Annotated in this window: 23 protein-coding genes, 1 tRNA gene and 1 pseudogene; 14 read left to right on the forward strand and 11 right to left on the reverse strand. The window is 60.5% G+C overall.

Annotation, left to right across the window (positions count from 1 at the left end; genetic code table 11):
• Window positions 1–187: 187 nt before the first annotated feature.
• From B8446_RS10780 to B8446_RS10795, 4 genes are read right to left on the reverse strand one after another with little or no spacing between them, the layout of a single operon-like run.
• Complete coding sequence (locus tag B8446_RS10780) at window positions 188–3,289, reverse strand: type I restriction endonuclease subunit R (protein WP_048849471.1); 3,102 nt, start codon at window positions 3,287–3,289, stop codon at window positions 188–190.
• Window positions 3,286–4,185, reverse strand: a complete 900-nt coding sequence (locus B8446_RS10785; RefSeq protein ID WP_048849474.1) for a GIY-YIG nuclease family protein — start codon at window positions 4,183–4,185, stop codon at window positions 3,286–3,288. Before B8446_RS10785 ends, B8446_RS10780 begins: the two co-directional genes overlap by 4 nt.
• Entirely contained in the window at window positions 4,185–5,504 is a 1,320-nt protein-coding gene (locus B8446_RS10790; RefSeq protein WP_084712269.1) for a restriction endonuclease subunit S, read from the reverse strand. Before B8446_RS10790 ends, B8446_RS10785 begins: the two co-directional genes overlap by 1 nt.
• A complete protein-coding gene (locus tag B8446_RS10795; protein WP_241767745.1) occupies window positions 5,501–7,345 on the reverse strand; it encodes a type I restriction-modification system subunit M in 1,845 nt (614 codons plus the stop codon). The genes B8446_RS10790 and B8446_RS10795 overlap by 4 nt, the downstream gene beginning before the upstream one ends.
• Before the next feature lie 204 nt (window positions 7,346–7,549).
• Between B8446_RS10795 and B8446_RS10800 the strand changes: the two genes are divergently transcribed.
• The 10 genes from B8446_RS10800 to B8446_RS10845 all read left to right on the forward strand — a co-directional run bounded on the left by B8446_RS10800 (window position 7,550) and on the right by B8446_RS10845 (window position 13,624).
• Window positions 7,550–8,122 carry a recombinase family protein gene (locus tag B8446_RS10800; RefSeq protein WP_048849477.1) on the forward strand — a complete coding sequence of 191 codons (573 nt, stop codon included), beginning with the start codon at window positions 7,550–7,552 and terminating at the stop codon, window positions 8,120–8,122.
• A 513-nt stretch (window positions 8,123–8,635) separates the two neighbouring features.
• On the forward strand, window positions 8,636–9,034 hold the full coding sequence (locus B8446_RS16070) for a hypothetical protein (protein WP_148505951.1): 399 nt from the start codon (window positions 8,636–8,638) through the stop codon (window positions 9,032–9,034).
• Between the two features lie 278 nt (window positions 9,035–9,312).
• On the forward strand, window positions 9,313–10,572 hold the full coding sequence (locus B8446_RS10810) for a hypothetical protein (protein ID WP_048849481.1): 1,260 nt from the start codon (window positions 9,313–9,315) through the stop codon (window positions 10,570–10,572).
• Window positions 10,573–10,727: 155 nt separating this feature from the next.
• Window positions 10,728–11,066, forward strand: coding sequence for a hypothetical protein (locus B8446_RS10815; protein ID WP_148505952.1), 339 nt, complete (start codon window positions 10,728–10,730; stop codon window positions 11,064–11,066).
• Between the two features lie 193 nt (window positions 11,067–11,259).
• Window positions 11,260–11,472, forward strand: a complete 213-nt coding sequence (locus B8446_RS10820) for a hypothetical protein (RefSeq protein WP_048849486.1) — start codon at window positions 11,260–11,262, stop codon at window positions 11,470–11,472.
• Window positions 11,469–11,726, forward strand: coding sequence for a hypothetical protein (locus tag B8446_RS10825; RefSeq protein WP_048849488.1), 258 nt, complete (start codon window positions 11,469–11,471; stop codon window positions 11,724–11,726). The genes B8446_RS10820 and B8446_RS10825 overlap by 4 nt, the downstream gene beginning before the upstream one ends.
• Before the next feature lie 184 nt (window positions 11,727–11,910).
• Window positions 11,911–12,240 carry a hypothetical protein gene (locus B8446_RS10830; protein ID WP_148505953.1) on the forward strand — a complete coding sequence of 110 codons (330 nt, stop codon included), beginning with the start codon at window positions 11,911–11,913 and terminating at the stop codon, window positions 12,238–12,240.
• Window positions 12,240–13,064, forward strand: coding sequence for a hypothetical protein (locus tag B8446_RS10835; RefSeq protein WP_048849491.1), 825 nt, complete (start codon window positions 12,240–12,242; stop codon window positions 13,062–13,064). Before B8446_RS10830 ends, B8446_RS10835 begins: the two co-directional genes overlap by 1 nt.
• 55 nt (window positions 13,065–13,119) lie before the next feature.
• Window positions 13,120–13,305, forward strand: coding sequence for a hypothetical protein (locus B8446_RS10840; RefSeq protein WP_158507576.1), 186 nt, complete (start codon window positions 13,120–13,122; stop codon window positions 13,303–13,305).
• Window positions 13,306–13,345: 40 nt separating this feature from the next.
• Entirely contained in the window at window positions 13,346–13,624 is a 279-nt protein-coding gene (locus B8446_RS10845) for a hypothetical protein (protein WP_048849495.1), read from the forward strand.
• Between the two features lie 86 nt (window positions 13,625–13,710).
• On the opposite strand, the gene B8446_RS10850 is transcribed toward B8446_RS10845, so the two are convergent.
• The 3 genes and pseudogenes from B8446_RS10850 to B8446_RS10855 form a co-directional block, all read right to left on the reverse strand.
• Entirely contained in the window at window positions 13,711–15,327 is a 1,617-nt protein-coding gene (locus tag B8446_RS10850; protein ID WP_048849497.1) for a site-specific integrase, read from the reverse strand.
• 18 nt (window positions 15,328–15,345) lie between these two features.
• Window positions 15,346–15,537: pseudogene (locus B8446_RS16780) on the reverse strand (DUF6538 domain-containing protein); the annotation flags it as partial.
• Between the two features lie 101 nt (window positions 15,538–15,638).
• Window positions 15,639–15,714 (reverse strand) — tRNA-Ala (locus B8446_RS10855).
• 165 nt (window positions 15,715–15,879) lie between these two features.
• On the opposite strand from B8446_RS10855, the gene B8446_RS10860 reads away from it, so the two are divergent.
• A complete protein-coding gene (locus B8446_RS10860) occupies window positions 15,880–16,188 on the forward strand; it encodes a YggT family protein (RefSeq protein WP_241767746.1) in 309 nt (102 codons plus the stop codon).
• Between the two features lie 57 nt (window positions 16,189–16,245).
• On the forward strand, window positions 16,246–17,199 hold the full coding sequence (locus B8446_RS10865) for a metallophosphoesterase family protein (RefSeq protein WP_048849502.1): 954 nt from the start codon (window positions 16,246–16,248) through the stop codon (window positions 17,197–17,199).
• Between the two features lie 10 nt (window positions 17,200–17,209).
• On the opposite strand, the gene B8446_RS10870 is transcribed toward B8446_RS10865, so the two are convergent.
• The 3 genes from B8446_RS10870 to B8446_RS16620 form a co-directional block, all read right to left on the reverse strand.
• The gene (locus tag B8446_RS10870; protein ID WP_048849505.1) at window positions 17,210–17,422 is read right to left on the reverse strand and encodes a hypothetical protein; all 213 of its coding nucleotides are present in this window, start codon (window positions 17,420–17,422) and stop codon (window positions 17,210–17,212) included.
• Complete coding sequence (tldD, locus tag B8446_RS10875) at window positions 17,412–18,863, reverse strand: metalloprotease TldD (RefSeq protein WP_048849507.1); 1,452 nt, start codon at window positions 18,861–18,863, stop codon at window positions 17,412–17,414. The genes B8446_RS10870 and tldD overlap by 11 nt, the downstream gene beginning before the upstream one ends.
• 728 nt (window positions 18,864–19,591) lie before the next feature.
• The gene (locus B8446_RS16620) at window positions 19,592–20,179 is read right to left on the reverse strand and encodes a hypothetical protein (RefSeq protein ID WP_241767751.1); all 588 of its coding nucleotides are present in this window, start codon (window positions 20,177–20,179) and stop codon (window positions 19,592–19,594) included.
• On the opposite strand from B8446_RS16620, the gene treF reads away from it, so the two are divergent.
• Window positions 20,124–22,082 (forward strand): alpha,alpha-trehalase TreF, encoded by a 1,959-nt coding sequence (gene treF, locus B8446_RS10885; RefSeq protein WP_373277147.1) that lies wholly within the window; start codon window positions 20,124–20,126, stop codon window positions 22,080–22,082. The two genes, B8446_RS16620 and treF, sit on opposite strands and share 56 nt — an antisense overlap.
• 11 nt (window positions 22,083–22,093) lie before the next feature.
• Here the strand turns inward: treF and B8446_RS16265 are convergent, their stop codons facing one another.
• Complete coding sequence (locus tag B8446_RS16265; protein WP_048849513.1) at window positions 22,094–22,381, reverse strand: putative quinol monooxygenase; 288 nt, start codon at window positions 22,379–22,381, stop codon at window positions 22,094–22,096.
• A 112-nt stretch (window positions 22,382–22,493) separates the two neighbouring features.
• Here B8446_RS16265 and B8446_RS10895 point away from each other — a divergent pair, with 112 nt between their 5' ends.
• A complete protein-coding gene (locus tag B8446_RS10895) occupies window positions 22,494–23,150 on the forward strand; it encodes a TVP38/TMEM64 family protein (RefSeq protein WP_048849515.1) in 657 nt (218 codons plus the stop codon).
• The last annotated feature ends 50 nt before the right edge of the window (window positions 23,151–23,200 follow it).

Genomic DNA, 23,200 nt, shown 5'->3' on the forward strand with positions numbered 1-23,200 from the left:
GATCAAACCAACGATTTCACGGAATGTTCAGTGCACCATGGTGGAGCTGAGGGGAATCGGTCGAACAGATTGATAAAGTCACGCCAACTATCTGTATTCGTTATATTTTTTAGAAATCCAAACAGTTGGTGGAGTTCAATGTGGACTTTGACGGCACTCCCGTCAATCGAGTAGAAACCCGACTTGCTCAGCTCGTCGCGGTCTGACCTTTTGCTGCCCGCAAAGCCTCGTAAAGCCCGCCCTTTTGAACCATCGCCAATGCGAACGCTTCCAGCAGCGTGCGATCAGCAAGCAGCCGTTGTCCTATTGCCCCATGCACGTCCATCGACGAGATCACAGCGTCATGCATCGCATCTTTGAGATCAGGTGAGTTGGCGAACTGGTCCTTTGTGTTGGCCGCAGCTTGGTCAACCAAGCGGCCATCCTTCACCATCTGGCTTGTCGTGCCGACGGCGAAGGCGCCTGATTCGCCGTGAGTGAAATCTCCCTCGAAAAGATCGTTCATCGCCGCGATAATCGCGGCAAGTTGCGTCTTCTGCTTGTCCTGCGGTTTTCCTGATCCCGCATCGCTGATCGGCTCAAGCCCGCCAGCGCCGTCTGCCTTTAACGCGAGCTTCTGCTTGCCCAGATCCTTCATCCGATGGTGCGTCAACTGTAGCGCGGCTAGATCGACCGTCTCACGCTCCCGCTCAAATTTCAGCAGCGGCGTTAGCAGCTTCGCAAAAACATACAGCTTCTCGAAAGCCGTGTTGCCGTAATCCAGCATCTGACTGAAGAACTCATAGAGGCGGACATACGCGCCCAGATCACCCCGGAACTGCTCAAGCGAATCCATCGCCCCCTTGGCTACCTCTCGCGCACGGCTACCTTCCGGCTCGGCCAGCCACTCTGCCCGCGCCTCACGATGACGCGTCACAATGCGCGAGCGAACCGGCTCAATCGCGGCGTCGAGACGGCCTTGCGTTCCACCCGAGGCCAAAGCCGCCTGGACCACCCGTTCAACCTCGCTCAGGTCATAGAGATCGGCGTCATCCAGCTTATACCGAAGATCCACGACCAGTTGGGGATTGCTCACATCCAGAAGCGACGCCGTCTCGTAATACTCCTGAAACGCCGCCAAAATGTCTGCCGACTCGTTTACGAAATCCACGACATAGGTGATGTCCTTACCAGGATAGCTCCGATTGAGTCGCGACAGCGTCTGAACCGCCTGGAGACCGCCAAGCCTCCGATCAACATACATCCCGCACAACAGAGGCTGATCAAATCCTGTCTGAAACTTGTTCGCCACGATCAACAACCGATACGGATCTTCAGCAAAGACTTCCCGCAGGTCACGCCCCTTGAGGTCCGGGTTGATATTGACTTCCGTGAACGGTTCCGTGCCCACCTCCGGATCGTCGACTTCGCCAGAGAACGCAGCTAAAAGCCCGATCGAATAACCACGTGCCTTGACATACGCTTCCATCGCCAGCTTCCACCGCACGGCCTCCCGCCGGCTGGCGGTCACGACCATCGCCCGCGCACGGCCACTCAACAAAGGCTGCACGTTCTCCCGAAAATGCTCGATCGTAATCTGCACACGGGCCGCGATGTTCTCGGGATGCAGACGCACCCACTGCATCAACGCCTTCTTTGCTGCCGACGCATCCACCTCACGCTCGTCAAGTTCTCGGCCGTCCTGACTTAACCGGAAAGCCTGCTTATACGAGAGGTAGTTCTTTAGAACGTCGAGGATGAACTCCTCGTCGATCGCCTGCCGCATCGTGTAAAGGTCGAACGGTATCGGCAGATTATCCGGCCCCGACGGCTCGTGTGGTTTCGGTAGACGACCAAATAACTCCAGCGTCTTGCTTTTCGGCGTTGCGGTGAATGCGATGTAGGAGATGTTGCTATCGCCTGCGGCCTTGGCGGCCATTTCCGCCGCCAGAACGTCCTCAGTCCCGATTTCGCCGCCATCGGCCAGCGCGGCAACCTCTTCCGCTGACAATGCGAGCTTCAGCTTGCTGGCCGCCGTGCCAGTCTGGGATGAATGTGCCTCATCGGCGATTACGGCAAAATGCTTCTTCTCATCGGCGGCCAGCGCACGGATTGCCGCCAGCGCAAAAGGAAACGTCTGAATCGTGCAAATCACGATCTTCTTGCCGCCCTTCAGCGCGCTTGCCAGTTCCTCGCTTTTGCTACCGCTGTTACCAGAGATCGACGCTACAACACCCTTGATGCGCTCGAAGCTCTCGATCGTTTCAGCAAGCTGCCGGTCCAGCACGGTGCGGTCGGACACGACCAGCACCGAATCAAACACCTTGTGATGCTCTGCATCATGCAGATCCGACAGAAAATGCGCCGTCCAAGCGATCGAGTTCGTCTTACCCGACCCCGCCGAGTGCTGGATCAGATAGCGGTGCCCTACCCCTTCGTCTAGAATAGCTCGCACCAGCTTGCGGGTCGCGCTGAGCTGATGAAAGCGCGGGAAAATCCAGCCCGTAATCTGCTTTTTCGCATCCCGTCGGGCGATGATGTAACGGCCGAGGATATCCAGCCATGAATCCGGCTGCCAGATTTCCTCCCACAGGTAGGCCGTCGCGGCACCGTTCGGATTCGGCTCGTTCCCGGCACCGCCCTTGTTGCCCCGATTGAACGGCAGGAACATGCTTTTCAAGCCGTCGAGCCTCGTGCACATCCGCACCTCGCTGTTGCTCACAGCGAAATGCACCACCGCCCCACCCGGCACGGACAGGAGCGGCTCCCCCTTGGGCACACGATCAACCTGATACTGCTCGATGGCGTCCTGAACGCTCTGCGTGAAATCAGACTTCAACTCCGCCGTCGCGACCGGAATGCCGTTCAGGAACAGCACCAGATCAATCGCATTCCCGCCACTCTGCGCATAACGCACCTGCCGCAGCACCCGCAGGCGGTTCGCGGCGTATCGGGCCTGCAACACCTCGTTCATGCCGAGGGCCGGCCGGAACTGGCACAGCGGCAACGTCCGCTTTAACCCGATGATCTCAATTCCCTCGCGCAGAACCGTCACCACCCCACGCCGGTTCAATGCTTCTCGCACACGCAGCGCCAACACGTCCGCCGCCTTTGCGCCCTGCGCTCGTTCCAGCTGCGCCCAAGCATCAGGCTCCTGCACGCGCACCCATGCCAGCAGGTCGGCCGGAAACAGTGCCAGGGCCTTATCGTAACCAGCGTCATTCGCGCCAGCCTCGTAGATCCAGCCTGATGCAGCCAATTCCGCGCAGATTTCAGACTCCAGATGATGCTCCTTATGCAGATCTCTCATCCCTCGGCACCTTCCGTCGCCTTATTGCGCCCCATGACGTCCGACAGGGTGCGCCCGCTCGCGTCCTTCCACTCTATCCAGCCGTTGGAGGAACGGCCGAACAGCGTGGCCGCTGCCGCGCTTGGCGACGAGAACAGCATGTCCTTGACCACACGCAACCGCGCCCCTTCACGCAAGAGGCTGCCCGCCTCGATCAGCCGACGACGCTTGGCTTCGGAGCCGAATTTCTCGAAGGACGGCGAAGCCTCCGCCTTGCCCAGCGAGTTCGCCAGCACGACAAGCCCCTCCTCCGTATAGCGGCCTCGCCCATCCACGCCGTCACCGTGCAGGAAGAGATCGACCCCGTCCGGTCGATTTGGAGTCGTTCCTTCGACCGTTAGCGATCGCTTGATCAACGGTTCGAATAGGGGATAGCCCAGGGTCGTCAGCAGCACATCGACCGTCTCGAACACTTCGAGACATTCGGCTTCCATTGGCGCCGGGGTGTGCGGCTTGCTTCCGGCCGTGCCGTTTTCCAGAGCAAACCGCTGCGCCTCGGTTGCACGGCCAATGGCGAGCCACTCCAGGAAATGCGCGTGCGTGACCGTCAGGCTGCGCGTGAGGGACAACGCGATCAAGGCACGGTTCCAGAACTCTTTTTTCTCATTATGCTGCTTCAGGCGGACGCCGAAATTGCCAGTCTGGCCGATATAGGCGCGCGATGCCCCTGTCTCGTCATCCTCACCAAACAGCACATAGAGGCCGACATAGGCCGCTTCCGGCATTCTGAGGAACTCGTCGAGCCGTGCGCGCGGCACCTCGATCACTTGCACGATGCGGGTCGTGATCGCCGCCACCCGGATTCCCTGCGGATCGCCGGAGGGCAGAAAGATCTGGATGGTCTGCGGATACGCCATCAGGCCGCTTCCTCAAGCGCGACGAGACCGCGCACGTCGATCTTGCCGGTGACGGCGGCGGAGATGAGGGCGGCGCGGCGTTCACGAAGTATCTCCAAAGAATTTGTTGTCGAACAAATTATTCTATCGAACTCTGTCAATTGCTTTTTTATTTCGATTACTATTTCTCTTTGATCATTCAGACTCGGAAGCGGTATCCTAAATGATCGCAGTTTTTCCTGATTGATGTTCGGTTGACCACCGCCTGAAGCTTGTAATATTATGAAACTCTTTGCTGCTGCCAACGCATAACATACGAAATCTCTGTCCGCACCCATTGGGCGTGAGAACGCGCAACATGCTTGGTTTACGGCCGCATAGGTCTCAAGCCAGCCGAAACGACCTATTGTTGCACCATACATTGCGAACAAGATGGTTCCCGGCTCATAAACAAATAAAGATGATATTTCTTTTAAAGCGCGATTAGTAATGGTTTTTGTGGTTTCGCATATGCCTCGCTCCCGTAGTTCCGAGGTGGTGACCCAATATACGTCGCCCCCATAGTAATATTCGCAATCACTAGCCGGTGTCGTCCCGCTCCCTATCATATCAAAAATAAATGAAAGGCGTCGAACCGACCATCCCTCCGGCACCATCCCGATCCATGGGATACCGGAGTCCTTCATGGGGGCCTTCGAGTCGAGGCCTTTGGTGACGGCATGGGAGATCACGGCGTGCCGCTTTTCCTCAAGCAGCGCGATCAACCGCTCCTGCTCGGCAATCAGCGCATCAATCTTGCCGCACTCCCGGTCGAGGAAGGCGGCGATGGCACGTTGTTCGGAGAGTGGGGGCACTGCAAAGACGGTGTTTCCGAACTGAGCGTATCGAATAGTCCTTCCATCCCGGACACCTTCGGAAGAAGAGTTTATTTCGTCAATAAATACCTTGGATTTCATATAGTATATATAGAAGCCATGAAATATATTTTGTGTATTTCTTAATACTGTATAGGCCGGACTTACGCAGCCATCATACGAAGAGTATTCTATGCCACCCTGAAAACTTCTAAGGCTAATTACAAAGTCACCTCTGAAGACGCGTTTAAAATTACCGGTTCCCGCTATGGCGAGCATGACTTTTTGGTCTTCTAGTTTCATGAAAAGATATTGTGGAATAACACCATATTTTTGAGTTGCTGAAAGCTGTTCATCATCTTCTAAGGCGGAGATACGGCTTTCCTGAAATAGCCGCCGACCACTGATACACGGCCAGTGCGCTGGCACATCCCCAAGCCATTCAACCCCACTCGCCCGATACTCCGGATACTGCGGCAAGCTCATACCGAAAGCTCCCCGAGCATCGTCATGATCCGCGCCGTCACGTCGCGTAGCTCCGCGTCGATCTCCTCAAGCGCGCGCGGCGGTTCGAAAACGTAGAAATGCCGGTTGAACGGGATTTCGTAGCCGATCTTCATCTTGTCCTCGTCGATCCACGCATCCGGCGCGTGCGGCAGCACTTCACGCTCGAAATAGGCATGAACATCCTCATGCAGCGGCACGTTTTCGGTATCGCGTTTGCTGCTGTCGGGCATGATCTTGCCCTTCATCTTGCCCCGCTGGCCCAGAACCGGCTTGCCGTGTTCATCTAGCTCCGGCCGCTCGACCGTGATCGTGCGATAGCCGAAATCCTCGTTGCGGAAGATCCGCGACAGGGGCGCTAACTTGACCTTGCCGCCTGTGGGAGCATCGGGTGTCCTCTCACCCTGCCAGACGATCTCGGTGGCGCTGGTGCCGTCCGCCTGCGTGATGGTCGCAAGCTGTGCTTCCTCTGCGCGGGCAAAGAGCGTCGTCACCTGCGCGATCTGCTCCTCGCTCATCTCCTTGCGTTTGGAGCCGAGGCTCTTGCGCATCTTGCGCCAGAAGGAGGAGGCGTCGATCAACTGCACCTTCCCGCGACGGTTGGCGGGCTTGTGGTTGGTCAGGATCCACACATAGGTGGCGATCCCTGTGTTGAAGAACATGTCAGTGGGGAGGGCTATGATGGCCTCGACCAGATCCTGTTCCAACACATGGCGGCGGATTTCGCTCTCGCCTGACCCGGCGGCACCAGTGAACAGCGGCGATCCGTTCAGAACGATGCCGAACCGGCTACCGCCATCCTTGGCCGGACGCATCTTGGAGACGAGGTGTAGCAGGAACAGCATGGAGCCATCGGAGATGCGCGGCAGGCCGGGTCCGAAGCGCCCCTCGTAGCCACGCACCTCATGCTCGCGCGTGACTTCTTTCTGGACCTTCTTCCACTCGACGCCGAACGGCGGGTTCGACAGCATGTAGTCAAACTTGCGGTCGGCCAGTTCGTCGGTCGAGAGGGTGTTGCCAAGCTTGATGTTGCCGACATCCTGCCCTTTGATCAGCATGTCCGCCTTGCAGATGGCATAGGATTCAGGGTTCAGCTCCTGGCCGAACATGGTCAGGCGTCCGGACGGGTTGTGCTCCAGCAGGAACTCGGACGCGACCGAGAGCATGCCGCCGGTGCCTGCGGTCGGATCGTAGATCGTGCGGACAGCGGCCTTGCCGGGGGTCAGCACGTCGTTGTCTTCCGCGAAGATCAGATTGACCATCAGCTTGATGACTTCACGTGGCGTGAAATGTTCACCGGCGGTCTCGTTGGAGGCCTCGGAGAACTTGCGGATCAGTTCTTCGAAGATGAGCCCCATCTGGTGGTTATCGACGGTCGAGGGACTGAGGTTGAAGCTCGTGAAGGCCTCCAGCACGAGGTTGAGAAGATTGGCCTTGGCCAGACGATCGACCTGCACGGCGAAATTGAAGTGATCGAAGATGTCACGGGCAGCAGGCGAGAAGGCCGCCACAAAGCCGTTGAGGTTCGTGACCAGATCCGCAGGCGCGCCGGCGATTTTCTTGAGCGTCAGCCGTGATGTGTTGACGAACTTAAGCCCGGCCGCCTTCTCCATGAACGGCATGGGGTCGATATTCTTCGCTTCCCACTGTGCCTTTGCGGCAAGAACCGCCTCCCGGCTTGGCGCCAGCACGGCATCCAGGCGCGCCAGCACCGTGAAGGGCAGGATAATGCGCCCATATTCGGCGGGTTTGAAATCTCCACGCAGCAGGTCAGCGACCTGCCAGATCATGGACGAAAGCGAGGTAGTCTGCGTCTGGCTCATGCTTCGTTTTGTTGCAGATCAAGCCGGCTTCGCAAAGTCAGACTGCGCCAGACAATAGGGTATACCCATATGTGGCGTAACACGCTTCACGGATAATCCTCAGTTTTTTCGTCACATTAGGGTTTCTAATCTCATTAAGTTACGCCACAAGGATCAGGTCTAGAGTTAAAAGTTACACCGCACACCCGAAAGACCCGTCCCGTCATGATCATCGGCTACGCACGCGTCAGCACCACCGATCAGAACCCCGCTATCCAGATTGCCGCGCTCGAAGCGGCGGGATGTGAGCGTGTATTCACTGACCAGAAGACCGGCACGAAGATCGAAGGCAGAACCGCGCTTCAGGAAGCGATCGACTTTGCCCGCGATGGCGACACAATCACCGTCACGCGCATTGACCGTCTGGCCCGCTCGATCGGCGACCTTCAAACGATCATCAGCCAACTGAAGCACAAAGGCATCGCCCTTCGTTGCACGGAACAGCCGGTTGATACTTCAACCGCCGCAGGCAAGGCGTTCCTCGATATGCTGGGTGTGTTCGCCGAGTTTGAAACCAATCTCCGCAGGGAGCGTCAACTCGAAGGCATCGCCGCCGCGAAGGTCAAAGGCGTCTACAAAGGCCGCAAGCCATCTGTCGATCGCGCAGAAGTCGCACGCCGCCTCGCAGCGGGAGAAGGGCAGTCCGCCATCGCCGACACTCTTGGCATTTCCCGCATGACCGTTCACCGGATCGCCAAAGAGATCGCCGAAGCGGCGAAGGTGTCAGCAGCCGCCTGATGATCGTCATGACATCGCAGAATGAAACACCGGCCACAGTGCCGGTCCCTGTCGTATGCGCCATGCTTCATTCAACGTGAGCGCCTGGACGATACCGAGACAACGTTCGCAGCGGGGATCAGCGATACGTCGCACCGATCTCGGTTGAGGATACAGCACCAGATGCACGACACGCGCCATCCATCACCGCCGGATCATGCAATCCAGCCAAACCGTTCTCCCAACGTGGTATAATAAAGTAACTACCCCACCACGATTGCATGAGACGGACACGAGATGACCAAGCGCAGCTATGCACGATTGACCGAAAGCCAGTGGGACGAGGCTGCCGAGCAGAATAGCAGGGGCGCGTCATACGAAGAGATCGCGAAAACTCTTGGCGTGTCCGTCCGTGCGGTCGCAACACACCTTCCACCAGCCCTTGAACGCCGCCGTGCTGCCATCGCTGCATCCGCGACCGGCAGTGCGGCCACATGCCCCGTGCCGTCAATCTCGATCGCCTCGATACCTGACGTGGCCGATCGCGAGGCCGCGACGAAACACTGGCGGCAGGGGGCGTGGGCTGACACGCAAGCGCTACAAGCCCGTCTTCGTCAGGAACTCACGAACCCTGCGCCTGATGCCAAGGCCATCCGTGCGTTGGGTGCCGGAGCCGAAGCCTTAAAGCATCTGATCGCAATCGGCCGGAACGTGCTCGACGTAGACAAAGCTGCGGCCGACATCGAACTGCCGGAGCTTATCGTGCGCGAGCTAACGCTGGTCGAGGTATCAGAGATTCGTCGGAAGCAGCTTCAGGAAACCGGCGACCTCGACCCTGCCGATCTTCTCGCTATGCGTGAGGCGATCGGGGCGGACAGCGATGTGCCGTCTGAAATTGTCGAAGAGGGCGACGAAGAGCCGGTCGCGGCATGACGACGGCCGGATAAAGCGAAGTCTTAGAACTTTTCGAGAACGCGCTGCCCATAGCCGAATCTAACGGCCGCCAATTTGGAAATCACGCATTCGGCCGGTTATTTATTGCGGGTTCTTCCTACGCTTGTGTTACAATGTAGCGGTCTGCACCACGGCGCAGGCGTTGCACAGCGGCTCGCTCGACACCCAGCCCCCATTGCGGGCTGACAGGACAAGCGAGCCGCTTCCCAGCGCCCTCCGAGGCGCAGACGGGAAGCAATGCTTATCGAAAGACGCTCATGGATGCCGCAACCTATCTCCAAACTGTAATCGCCGGGATCGCGCACCATGCTGGAAACGATACGCGGAATGCCGTGACGGTCCCCCAGGATGCAGAAATTGACGTTGCAACTAATGCCGTCTCGCTGCCGTGCCATGCAGAAATTGACGTTAATTCCGACGGTCGATCCATCCTGGCGACTGGCGGCAATCCGGGCTTTTTTCCGCAGTCGCTCAAGGCTCTTGCAGATAACATCGCTCTCCCGTTTGCGCCCTCCGAGGATGTCAAAGCGGGTAGGCTTAAAATAGAAGATAGGGGTAAAGAGACTCTCAACACAGAGTCCCCACCAGAGATTCACCGATCCCTCATTCCCGTATCAATGCCTTCAGAGCCCAAGACGGCAAAGAAGGCCAAAACCACATCCAAACCGGAACCGAGTCACTATACCCAGCATGAGCGTCTCGAAGATCTTCTGCATATCTTCGACTCCCTTGCCCAAACCGGTCAGCCGTTCAACCAACTGATCTGCTACAAGCTGACCGAGACTGACGAGCCGATCGACCTGGACCGGCGCATCCGCAAACTGATCCTAGATCAGCTTCGAGACGTCGGCGTCACCGACCCATGCGCCGCAGGGATGGCAGAGAATGACTTTAAGGGCGGCGAGGGTCTGCATCGTCATGTTGGGCTTCACATCCCGAAGTCTGACTTCGCCGTCGTCACGCAGGGTATCGAGAGCGCCCTCGCCAAGCGCTATGCCAAAAGACTTCGGAAGCTGGCGACCATAAAAGGGCTTCGCTTCAAGACGCGGGAGACGGCCGTATCCTTGTATCGCCGCCTTGCTGCCACATACCCGAAGGACGTCCCGTTTTGGATCGCGGGGCGGGAGCCGATAGGGACTCACGAGATGCGCATTCGGCTCGGGCGCTACGTCTCGAAGTCGATAGACCCCGACCATATTATCACTCTCCCGAACGGCGTCAGCCGGACTGTCGAGTCATTCGGGGACAGGGTCGCACTTCAGAAGCAGGCCGCAGGCCGCCCAAAGAATCCCGTTTGGATCAGCAAGGGCGCGCGGCGTGTTGCCGCCACCGTCAGCCTCGCACGTGACCAGCAAGCCATTCTGAACAGCATGCTCATGGACCGGATTATCGATAAAACATACCGAGAATGTAGCGTGCTGCTCAAAGAAATACGACGATCCCAGCAGTCACGCCAGACGATGCCACCGGATCCTGTTAATATCGTTTATCCACCGCTGTTTTTTATTGAAGAATAAGCGTAATATCGGCAAATATGCTATAATCTCGTGAAGGGGATATAGCCATGAAGCCATGCATACCGATCGAACATGCGAGTCCTTGGACGTTGAGTCCTACATGCGCGGATGACGTTTACTTCATCGCGCCGTATCAATGGCCTTCGATCATGCACATGGCGTCCGACGTAAAGGTGCGCCGGACCACAAGCGACGTGTGGGGCGAGATCGATATCGTGGAATGCACAATTGAAGGCGCCCCACACGTCCTTGGCCATGTTCGCAAGGTGCAAGGTGTCTGGCAGGAAGGCGGCTTCGCTTGGAATCGAGACACGCTCAAACAGGAGCTCGCCGTGCTCGAAGGCAAACTCGAAGTCGCACGGGCGGCGCTGTTCTTCGGTGAACTGGCGCTTGAACTGCTTTGCGAGATCGACATGGACAAAGCGCACCAGGAAAGACTTGCCCGTGCAGAACAGTCCCAGACGCGCGCCATTCGGAAGAAGATTAAGTCTTAATCGCGGCGAACTAATTTAGAATCTCTTATATAATTGAACGATCAGTAACAAAATGAGGAAATTGAATGAACGTTAAGTAAGCGAAGAGCATATTATTGTCCGATACATCGTCTCCATTGACGTTACCGCGCCATTAAGACATAAACACTACGACTCGAGCGGAATCACCCGTCTTGAGCGCGGATGACCTTCAGTGAATACCAAGGCAAACGTCATTGCGCGCCTCCTTTCCGAGGACGCTGCCGCTCCCTACTTCGAATCCAGCGACCCGACAGACAACTGCTTCGATGGCCGCAACGTTGTCATGCGCGGCCAGCGCGACGGCATCCCGTTCAGGCTGGTCGCGGTCGGGGCGAGTGGCCAATATGCCCTGGCCGAGAGCGCCGTCGGGACGAGCCACCAATGAGCGGCGATGTCGAAAACGACAGGCCGTCCATTCTGGCTACAGGCGCTCGGTTCTTTAAAGCTGATGACGCCATCTTGGAGTCAGTAGCCGAGCTTGTGGACACCCCTGCGGAGAACCACGAGGAGGTGTATGTAAAGGCGACTGTTCTCAAGCGGCTATTCAACAGTCACGACTCATGGCCCGATCAAGACACAATGGAAGGCGACCTTCTCGACGCCATGATTAAAGACATCATCCGCCTACATACAGAGTAATCGTCGTTTCCGCGTCAAAAAGGCCACGCTCACGCAATACGTGGCCTTTTTTCGCATTTCGTGGCTGTATTTTATGGCCACTAGTTGCACAAGTATTTCAGGATATTTGATAGGTGGGCATGCTATAATTATGCCCATCATGAAAAGAAAAACACAGATAGTTCACGGGGATTTCGTCGCTGCAATGACGCACACGGAATTTCTGTCCGCCGTCAAGCAGGGCGACTTCCAAGTTATTCGGGAAGTTTCTTGCGGTGATTTGGTCCTGATCAACATCTATCGCCGGTTCAAGGGCACTGGTTGGGCGATCCGGCAGGGTGACGACATTCACGTTTATAGTGCCGAAGCCTTTTGGGCGCGAATCAACGCACTGGCCGATTCCACAGCGGCCAAATTCGCGGTCCGGATCAGATCAGCCATCAACACAGATTACCAGCGCCGCACCATTGGATCCTGCCGGTCCGGCAAGGCTTCGGTCCGTGTTTTGCACACGGACGAGAGGGTCGTCGCCTGATGCTTGACCTCCGGCATCCGCTGCAAGATTACCTCGACATTATCGGCGCGGCGACACGACTGCCAACCCCTTCTGATCGTCACAAGCTACACGACTGGCTATTGTCACGCGCGCCGGCTGACGTTCGGTCGCATTTCCGCAGGTTTGTTGAAGCCGGAGATATCGCGGCGGCAAAGACGCTGGCCATCTGGCTTTCTCAGATTGGGCAGAAAGCCAATGCGCCCGGCCATAAAGGCCGTCTGATAGCCCCCGCACTAATTTTAGCCGTCCACTACGGTCACAGGCGCGATGCCGTCAGGGAGCTTCTGAAGACTGGCTACACGCTTATCTATCCCGTGATCGATATGGTTGCGGCACAGCAAGGCACGTCGAGTAGAGCCCTGTTTCAATACGCGTTCGATGGCACGCATCCATCGTGCGAGATCCTCACGCTTTTTCGTGGCTCCTACGATCATCTATCCAACGTGACACGCTCGATTTCGAAGGAGGGCAAGGTTGGCGTCTTCTGGTCGCCTGACCGCCGATATGCCGCTCTACATGCCGTGCAACGGGCTTGGGATGATCCGCAAAAGGGCGAATGCGGTGTGCCGGTGATTGCCTCATGTGCGGTCCCGGCCGACCAGACGTTCCCGATCGGGGAGCGAGGCGGCCAAATCCATACGGTCATCGCTTTCGACACGGTGCCGCAGATGCTGGACATGTCTCCCGCTGCAATCTTGGCAGACGCGAAAAGTTATTTCGCGCAACACGGCCGTTATCCTTTCGAGGGCGGCATTCCCGCGTGGGACAAGCCTGACTTCGCGCAAAGAGTGCGCCTGTCTTGATCAAGCACGCAACCCGCCCCGGCGATCTCCGCAACGCCCTCGGCACGGGGGCACCGTGATGCGCGTCCTGATTGCCTGCGAATACAGCGGCACCGTGCGCAATGCGTTCATTGCGCGCGTCCATATGATGTCGCTGGGTCCGGACCGATGGCGTGAGCGAAGCCGGACGTTCGCCGGGATCGCGGAAGCTATGGCCGACCAGTGGGGCGGAGCAATCCCTACACTCGCGCTTGCGGCATGACAGCCGACCAGATTCCCCTCGCAAACATGGAGAGACCAAAATGACCGCATATATTCGCCGCGTCGAAAACAAAAACGTCGCCGATCTCCCTGACTCGATCGATGACTGGAAGGTTCTCTCGAACGAAGATGACGGCCCGATGATTGGCATGGGAAGGGAGCCGGATACGGGTATTCCCGTGCTCTTCATCCACACGGATACGCCCGTCTTGATCCTGACGAACGGACATGCAGCAGATCATGATCTATTGGGGGACGTATTCCCGAATCCCTATACACCGCTCCGCTTCAGGACCGACAAGGAAAGGTTGCCGGTATGAGCCGCACGATCCTGATAGCCACCATCGCGACGATCGCCGTGATTCAGATTATGAACGCCATCGCGATCACAGCGATCGTCATCGGTTTACAGGTGATCGTCACCTTGGTCACCGTCGCCGTGATCGCGGTGGTGTTGTGTAGCCGGGAAGCGGGCCGGTATGGCTCGCAATGAGGCAGGAAATATAATCTTTTCCAACGCTTTTTGAAGCAACGGTGCGCGGTATCGCCCATAAGAACCGCCAGCCCCAGCGGGCTTACGCCCCGCGAGCCGGTCCGAAACGCTATCCAGATTTTCAGCTTCGCGTGACAATTCCTGCAACGTATGCCGAAAACTATGCCAGCCTTGCCCCTTAATCGCGTCCGGTGCCAGCCGGTCGCGGGCCTTCTCGCTCATCCATTTCGTGAGCCCGTGGCTTGCACTTCCCTGCACGGGAGCCGGAACACCCGGTAGTAAGAGCTTTTCTCCGAGCCGGTCGCGTTCCCGCGCCAGCTCTATCAAGCCAATCCTGATCACCTCGCTATGAATCGGAGTGCGTCGGATCGAAGCACGGTTTTTCGCCCGTTTGTCGCCATCCCGCGAGATATTCAAAACCCATACGCCTTCGTTTTGCATGATATCGGACGGCCAAAGCTGCGCGATCTCACCAATCCGCGCCCCACTGGTCGCAGCGATCAGGATAGCCCAGAATCGCCAATCAGCGACAAGGTGACTCCCCGGCTCGAAGACCGATTTTGGCCCCGCGCATCCGGTCATAATGGGGTTACGAAAAATCTTGCTTAGCTGGTCGAACGACCAACCCCGCTCGCTCTCTTGAAAACCCGCTTCACGCGCGCGCAAGCCATCGAAGGGGTTTGCCTCTAGCGTGCCATCCCGCACAAGTCCTGCGAACACGACACGAACGTCACCAATCCTGCCGTTGACCGTAAGCGCGCTGATCGGCGTGAGATCCAACGAACGCGCCCTTTCCGCTATCTGAAAGACCGTAAGGCCCCGGAACCGCTCTTGGCGTTCTGCATGTGTCGGAACCTCCTGCAACGCCTTGAAAAACCGACTGGCGTCGCGCCGCGATATGCTCGCGACCGTCCTGTTCGAACCCATTGCCTCGACAAACTGGCGCAGGTTCGACACGGTTTGTTTATAATCCTTCTCCGTCGGCTTCCGGTCGCGTTTGACCATTCGAAGATGATCTTCGACAGCCTCCGCAATCGAGGGCGTATCGTCATGGGGCATGACGGAGGCGACGGCGGCGTGCGATGCAGGCACAATCGTTGCCGACGGGGATGGTCGATCGACAGGTGCGGCATGGTTGATTGCTGTCACGCCAGGGAACGTATCGGGGTCGAGTTCAGGACGCCACGACGGTTTGTAATCGTGTTGGCCATCGGACCATTGACCGATGGCGTCCAGAACGTGCGCCCTTGCCTGCATGGCCTGACTGGCAAGCAGAGCATAGGCGCGTGAGTCCATGTCTGGCGGACAGTCGAGCTTGCCTAGCAGGTCTGGCGGCACTCGATGGTAACGACCGGCGCGCCAATCATCGGCTAATGCCTCGCGTCTCGACTCTGCAAGGTCCCGCTGCAAATACCGCTGGTCCACGTCGTTCGGAACCACGACGTGTTCGCGGAACATGCGCCAAGCGGCGTCAAGTTGCTCGCGAAACCAAGCCTGTAACAGCCGCTCGATCTCGTTCTGACGCTCCATCGCCTTGGCTCGCCTCCATAGGTCCGGCATGCCAAGACCAATAGCAGCCGCCAGCAGACGAGCAAGACGGCCATCGGCAGTGCCAAGAGATCGCGTAATTTCGTATCGGTCGAGCCGGGATGCGAGCGATGTAGGCACGCGAACACGAAACAGATAGCCGCCCGTTCGGGATCGGCGCAGATACGTCCCGCCAGCGCGCAAAGTCGGCATTGTGGAGTCCGTTGTGGAGTCGCCGCAAACCCACCAAAATCTCCACCAAATGGGGAAATTTTCTCAACGAAAACAACATGTTATTCTGAGGAAAAACACCATGGTGGAGCTGAGGGGAATCGAACCCCTGACCTCCTCATTGCGAACGAGGCGCTCTCCCAACTGAGCTACAGCCCCACGGTGCGGCGCGATACATACTAAGATGAACGGCCGTGTCAAGCGCTTGGTTGTGAGGACCACCGCGCCTCGCTAAGATCGTGCTTCTGTCCACGTTCAAGGCCTGCCATGGCGCGCAGCGCCCGGGCGACCGCGCTTTTGGCGCCTCCAGAGGTTATTTCGCTCTTGCTGATCATCGTCTACCAGATCGTCATCCGGCTGATCCAGATCTACACCTATGTCGTGATCGCCTCGTGCGTCTTCAGCATGCTGTTCGCCTTTGGCGTGCTCGATCCGCGCAACCGCTTCGTCTACGAGATCGGCGTGTTCCTGAACCGGGTGACGGAGCCGGTTCTCGGACCGATCCGGCGCATCCTGCCGACGGTCGGCAACATCGACTTCAGCCCGCTGGCCCTGTTGCTGATCCTGCAATATCTCGCGGTCCCGCTGATTACCCAGATCTTCATCGCCGTCGCATCGTTGGGCCACGCCTGACGGGCTGTCATCAATCCGTCACTGTTGTTGCGCCGCCAGCCGTATCAGGGTGGCGCCATGGCCAGACGATTCCTGCCCCAGATCACCCGACGCGCAGTTCTCTCGGGCCCCGCGGCACTCGGCGCGCTTGCGACGATCGGCGCACGCGCGGCAACACCCCTGGCGGCGCCGCGCCCTCACGCGCCGTTCCGCTTCGCCTTCGTCACGGACGCCCATATCGAGCCGGAACTGAACGCGGCGGCCGGCACGCGGATGTGCTTCCGGCGCGTGGCCCATGAGACCGCCGATTTCGTGATCCAGGGCGGCGATCATGTCTTCGACGCACTGGGCGTCAATCATGACCGCGCGCAGTCCCTGATGGATCTCTACACCATGACCGAGCAGGTCATCGGCAAGAAGGTCCATCATACGATCGGCAATCACGACCTGTACGGGATTTACACAAAGAGCGGCGCCACGCCCGGCGACCTGCAATACGGCAAGGCCTATTACCGGGACCATTTCGGCCCCACCTATTACAGCTTCGATCACAAGGGCGTGCATTTCATCACCCTCGATTCCATCGGCGTGACGGCCGACCGGTCATATGAAGGGCGGATCGACGCCGACCAGATCGCATGGCTGACCCGGGATCTCGAACGCCAGCCTGCCGGCACGCCGATCATCGTGACCAGCCATATCCCGCTCGTGACGGGGTTCGCCTGCTACAGCGGAGTGCTCGAAAAACCGACACCCCACAACAACCTCAGCGTCGTGAATGCCGCGGAGATCGTGCATCTTCTGCGCGGCTACAACGTGCTGGCAGTCCTGCAGGGGCACACGCATGTCAACGAGGTGGTGACCTGCTTCGGCATCCCGTTCATCACCGGCGGGGCCGTCAGCGGCAACTGGTGGAAAGGTGTCCATCTCGGGACGCCGGAAGGCTACACGATGGTGTCGGTCGCCGATAACAGGGTCACGACCGAATACCGCACCTACGGTTTCAGAAGCGTCGATCCTCACGATACCTGACGCACAACTCTCAACGTGCCTGGCGCCAGGCCTCCTCAAGCGCATCGACGAGGGTCGGCTGCTCGGAGCCGGTATACGGCTCGCCGTTCGGCTTCTCGACCGTGACCTGCCATAACCCGCCCGCCGGGCGGTCGATGGACACCGACCAGTCCTCGGGCAGGCGCTGCAGAATCCGGGCGAGACGCGCCTCGGCCGTCAATGGCTTTGCGTAATTATGCCCCAACAACGCCTCCCACCGTCAGCCCCGCGAGCTTGAGCGTCGGCTGTCCGACGCCGACCGGCACACCCTGGCCGGCCTTGCCGCAGGTTCCGATGCCCGGATCGAGCGCGACATCGCCGCCGATCATGGAAATCCGGTTCATCGCATCCGCGCCGTTGCCGATCAGTGTCGCGCCGCGGACCGGCGTCGTCACCCGCCCATCCTCGATCAGATAGGCTTCCGATGCCGCAAAGACGAACTTGCCTGACGTGATATCCACCTGGCCGCCGCCGAAATTCACGGCATAGAGACCGCGTTTCGTCGAACGGATCATTTCCTCGGTCGTGGCATCGCCGCCGAGCATCAGCGTATTGGTCATGCGCGGCATCGGCGCATGGGCATAGGACTCGCGACGTCCGTTGCCAGTCGGCCGCACGCCCATCAGCCGGGCATTCAGACGATCCTGAATATAACCCGTAAGGATCCCGTCCTCGATCATCACCGTCCGGCCCGTCGGCGTGCCTTCGTCGTCGATGCTGAGGGAGCCGCGCCGCTCGGGCAACGTGCCGTCGTCGATCACCGTGACGCCCGGAGAGGCCACACGCTTGCCGATCATGTGCGCATAGGACGACGTGCCCTTGCGGTTGAAATCGCCCTCAAGCCCGTGGCCGACAGCCTCATGCAGCAGGATGCCCGGCCAGCCCGCGCCCAGAACCACGTCCATCTCGCCCGCGGGCGCCGGGGCCGCCTCCAGATTGACGAGCGCCATGCGCAGGGCCTCATCGACCGCGGACGTCCAGACCGTGCGATCCAGCAGGCGAGAGAGCGCATACCGCCCACCCATGCCGTGGCCGCCGCTTTCCCGGCGGCCGTTGTGCTCGACCGTGATGGAAACGTTCAGCCGCACCAGCGGTCGCAGGTCCGCAACCCGCGACCCCGCACGCATGATCTGCACAGCCTGCCATTCCGCGATCAGGCTCGCGCTGACCTGCACGACGCGGGAATCCAGACCCCGCGCATAGGCATCGATCTCGCTCAGGGTCGAGGCACGCGCCGCGAATTCCGTATCGCCCAGTGGATTCGCATCGGCATAAAGACGCTGATTGGTTGCGGCCGGTGCCGCCGACCAGGTGCCGGAGCGGCCCTGCCGCAGCGGCGAGATGGCCTGCACGGCCCGGGCCAGAGCAGCTTCGCTGAGTTCGTCGGCATGGGCGAAGGCCGTCTCTTCGCCGAGGACACCGCGCAGGCCGAAACCCGAACTGGCGTTGAAGCTCGCCGAACGGATCACGCCGTCGTCGAGCGACAGGGCCTCGCTCTCGCAATGTTCGAGGAACAGCTCGCCATCATCCGTGCCGGCAAGGCCGGATGCGACCAGACGCTCGGCGGCATCACGCGACAGGCGCCCGCCGTCACGCTCGAAAAACAGACGGTCGGTCAGCGAAAGCGCACTGATCGGATCGGTCATCGGCAAATCCTGTCGTCAAACCTGTGCTGGGGGCGGCCATGCAGGCGGCAGCCCCGGACGCGCATATGGGCGAAATCTCCGTCCAACATGGGCGTTCGGCCGCGCGCACGCCAGCGGGTCGGGTTCGAAAAGTACGGCATGACCGTTATGACGAGACAACCATGCGGCGCCCTGAACTGTTGAAGCGGCATGATGACGACACGACGAGGCGGGCTGGCTTTGAACACGACCGAACGATCCGAGACCCCGAATACGCCTGTCCGCACCCTGTCCGACCCCGCATCCCGCACTCTCTGTCGCCGCACACCACGCGCTGTCTGGCTGACAGCGACGGCCCTGGGCCTGTTCGCGTTCAATGTCGCGGCTATCGCCCAGACCGCCCCGATCCCCGCCCAGGCAACGGCTTCGCCGCCGGCGCAGCAGGGCGCCGGTTCCCCATCGCCCGTCACGACCGCCGCATCGACGTCCCAGACGCAGGCCACGACCCCGCCGGCTGCCGCCGACAGCACCACGTCCGCGGCACACGCCAGCACTGCGCATCCCGCCCAACCGTTGACCCCGGAGCAGGAAGCGGGCCTGCGCGAACGTGCGGCGGCTGCACAGGCTCACGCTGAAGCCGAGGCACTGGCCCGAGCGAAGGCCAGCCAGGCACAGACGAACGGCGGCACGTCACAAGGCGCATCCCCCGCCTCGAATCCGGCACAACCCGGTCAGACAGCCCGGCCATCTCAGCCGCCGGCCAGCCAACCCAACGCGCCCGCTTCCGGCACCTCGAGCTCGGGCAGCACACATTCTGGCGCCCCGGATTCTGGCACTCCGGATTCCGGTGCTCCGACGACTGGCAGCGCGACGTCCGGCAGGCCGGCTGCAAACCCGACGGGCCCGACGCCGCCGCCTTCCACGGAGCAGCCTTCCCCATCTGCTGCACCGACAGCTCCGGCATCGCCTGCTCCTGATGGGTCGCCCCAGGGAAGCACCTCGGCCACCGAGCCCGCCGGCCAGCCGACGGCAGAGCAGGCAGCGCCGCAGTCGCCAGCAGGTCCGACATCGACCCAACCACCTTCGCCTCCTGCGGGACAGACGTCCGCCGCACCGCCGCAGCCGTCAACCGCGTCTCCGGGATCTCCCACGAACGGTGCTCCGAACACGGCGCCTGCCCATGCATCGAGCCGGGGCACTTCAGAACCGGGTGCTGCGACGTCCACGTCTTCGGCCAGCGTGTTGCAGCAGCCGCCTTCCAGGACGGTCTCGCAAGCTGACGTGCCGCAGGATCTGCGGCCGCCTTCGATCGCGCTTGGCGGCCTGTTCGATGCCATCGGCGCGGATCGTCTGTTTCCCGATGCCAAGACCGCTGCGGATGCGATCCCTGACGAGGCGCCGTCGGATCTCGTGCGCGACTGGAACACCCAGAAGGAGAACCCGCATTTCAGCCTGTCGGAGTTCGTCAAGCAGCATCTGGCGATCGCGCCGACGAAGTCGGTCTCCTATCGCCACAAGGCCGACGAAAGCATCTTCGACTACATCTCCGGCATGTGGGACGTGCTGACGCGCCAGCCGGATACGCCTGTCGCCTATTCGTCGCTGTTGCCGCTGCCCTACCCTTATGTCGTGCCGGGCGGGCGCTTCTCCGAGCTGTATTACTGGGACAGCTATTTCACCATGATCGGGCTGTATGAGAGCCAGCGCGTCGATCTCATGCGCGGCATGGTAAAGGACATGGCGTCGCTGATCGACCGCTATGGTCATATCCCGAATGGCACCCGCACCTATTATCTGAGCCGCTCGGAGCCCGCGTTCTTCGCCCTGATGGTCGACCTGCTCGCCCAGCATGACGGACAGGCGACCTACACGACCTATCTGCCCGAGCTCCAGCGCGAGCACGACTACTGGATGGACGGCGCGGGTGACGTCGCACCGGGCCATGCCTATCGCCATGTCGTGCGCCTGTCGGACGGAACGCTGCTCAACCGTCACTGGGACGACATGGACAGCCCGCGCGACGAAAGCTATCCGCAGGATATCGCGACCGCCGCGCGGTCCGGACGGCCGGTCAAGACGGTCTACCGCGACCTGCGGGCCGGGTCCGAGACGGGCTGGGACTTCTCCTCCCGCTGGCTCGCGGACGGGCACGACCTCGCCTCGATCCATACGACGGATCTCGCCACGATCGAGCTGAACTGCCTGATCGCCCATCTCGACCAGACGCTGGCCCACGCCTACGACCTCAAGGGAGACGGCAGCCGCGCCGATCTTTATCTCGCAACCGCACAGGCCCGGATCGCCGTCATCCAGCGCGTGTTCTGGGACGAGAAGCGACGCGCCTTCTATGATTACGACTGGAAGGCCGGACATCTGACCGACGTCCTGTCGAGCGCCACGGTCATGCCGCTGTTCCTGCGCATGGCAACGCCCGACCAGGCCAGACAGGTCGCGCAGACCGTGCAGGACCGCCTGCTTCATGCGGGCGGCCTGACCGCGACCGACCATATCTCCGGCCAGCAGTGGGACTCGCCCAATGGCTGGGCACCGGAAGAGTGGATGGCCGTGAAGGGCTTCGAGAACTACGGCAACGATACGCTTGCCGAAGACATCGCGAAGCGCTGGATGACCCGTGTGATCGCGACCTACGAGAAGTCGGGCGTGCTGCTTGAAAAATACGACGTCGTCAGCCCGGTCGTCAGTCCCACAGGCGGCAAGGGCGGCGGCGAATACCCGATGCAGATCGGCTTCGGCTGGACCAACGGCACGCTGCTGGGCCTGATGAACCGCTTCCCGAAGGATGCGGACGCCGTGCTGCGCCGCAACCCGATCGCCAACGAGGCTCCGGTCATGCCGCTTCCGCCGGTCGATGCCTATGGCGCCAAAAGCCCCGAGGCACAGGCCGCCGCCGATGCCGCCGCCCTCAAGGCGAAGGCCACGGCAGACAAGGCCGCGCCGGGGAAGGCCGCACTGGGGAAGGCCGCGCAGACATCCGGCGGACAGGGCACGAATGCCGCCCCGCCCGCAGATGCAAAGCCCGCGCCCGCAAACGCGCCGGCGCCCGCTGCTGCGGTAGCGGCCCCGCCTTCTGCCCCGTCCCCCCGGACGCCCGGCGACGCCACGAAACCATCGGAACCCGCTGCGCCATCGGGGACGACCGGCACATCGCACGACGCCGTGCCGTCAACGCCGAACGCACCTGCCGGAATGTCGGACGGATCCGCCGCGCCTCAACACTAGACCTCACATGGCTAGCCCATCGGATCGAGCCGCGTGATCCGAGTTACGGCGCCGAAGTCACGCAGGCTTCGGCGGAAGGCACGGGAGGGTTCGGTCAACCCATGGGCGTCCAGCATTTCGATGGACGCCCACCGCTCGATCAGGACGAAACGCCCCATCTGATCGCGGTCGCGATATCCTGCGTAGAACTGACAGCCGGGATGGGTCCGCGCATGGGCGACCGAGCGGACGATCGCGAGTTCCGCTTCCCCCGCCAGCTCTTCAGGCACCTCGATGACGGCATTGAGTTCGACGGTCATGGTGCCTCCCGGCCTCGTTCGTTGCTGATGCTCGGCAAGAACCGACCGGAAGCCATGTCGGTTGCGCATGCCCGGTCGCCGCGTGATGCGAACTGTGCCAAGGATCGGTGCAATGACATCCGGTTCCGACCCTGTTGCCCCCCTGCCCCCGACGCGGGCTCGCCTCTGGCGGCCGCTGGCACTGATCATCGTCCTGGCCGGGCTCGCCTGGGGTGTGCGGTTCCTGCCCGGCGTGCGGCACTGGATCGAACTGGCGGAGGCCGGGCATCTGCCGATGGGCTGGCTGCTTGCCGGCGGCATTCTCTACTGCGCGCTCGGCCTGCCCCGTCAGGCCTTGAGCCTTGCCTGCGGGCTGACCTGCGGCACCGCCATCGGGATGATCGTGGTCAGCATTGCGACCGTGCTCGGCAGTGCGATCGCCTACGGCGCCGCGGCCTTCGGCATCCGCCCCCGGCACGGCACGGGCCGCATCGGCGCCTTGCGGGCGCGACTGGCCGCACGTCCGTTCCGGGCCGTTCTGACGTTGCGCCTGATGCCGGTCGGATCGGCATTTCTGGTGAATATCGCCTCCGGGGCGGCACGGATCGGCTTCTGGCCCTTCGTTGCGGCAACCCTGATCGGCAGCGCCCCGCAGAGCCTCATCTTCGTCCTGCTGGGTGCCGGTACGCGGATCGGACAGACGACGCAGCTCGCCCTGGCGGCAGCACTTGCGGTGGCCTCGTTGGGCCTTGGCATGGCGCTCATGCGCGGAGAGGAAAGAAAGTCGTAAAGAAACCAGTTGAAATCGAGGCTCGTTGGGCTATCTGACTGCGCTCGGAG

Source organism: Tanticharoenia sakaeratensis NBRC 103193, assembly GCF_000963885.1.
GTDB lineage: Bacteria > Pseudomonadota > Alphaproteobacteria > Acetobacterales > Acetobacteraceae > Tanticharoenia > Tanticharoenia sakaeratensis.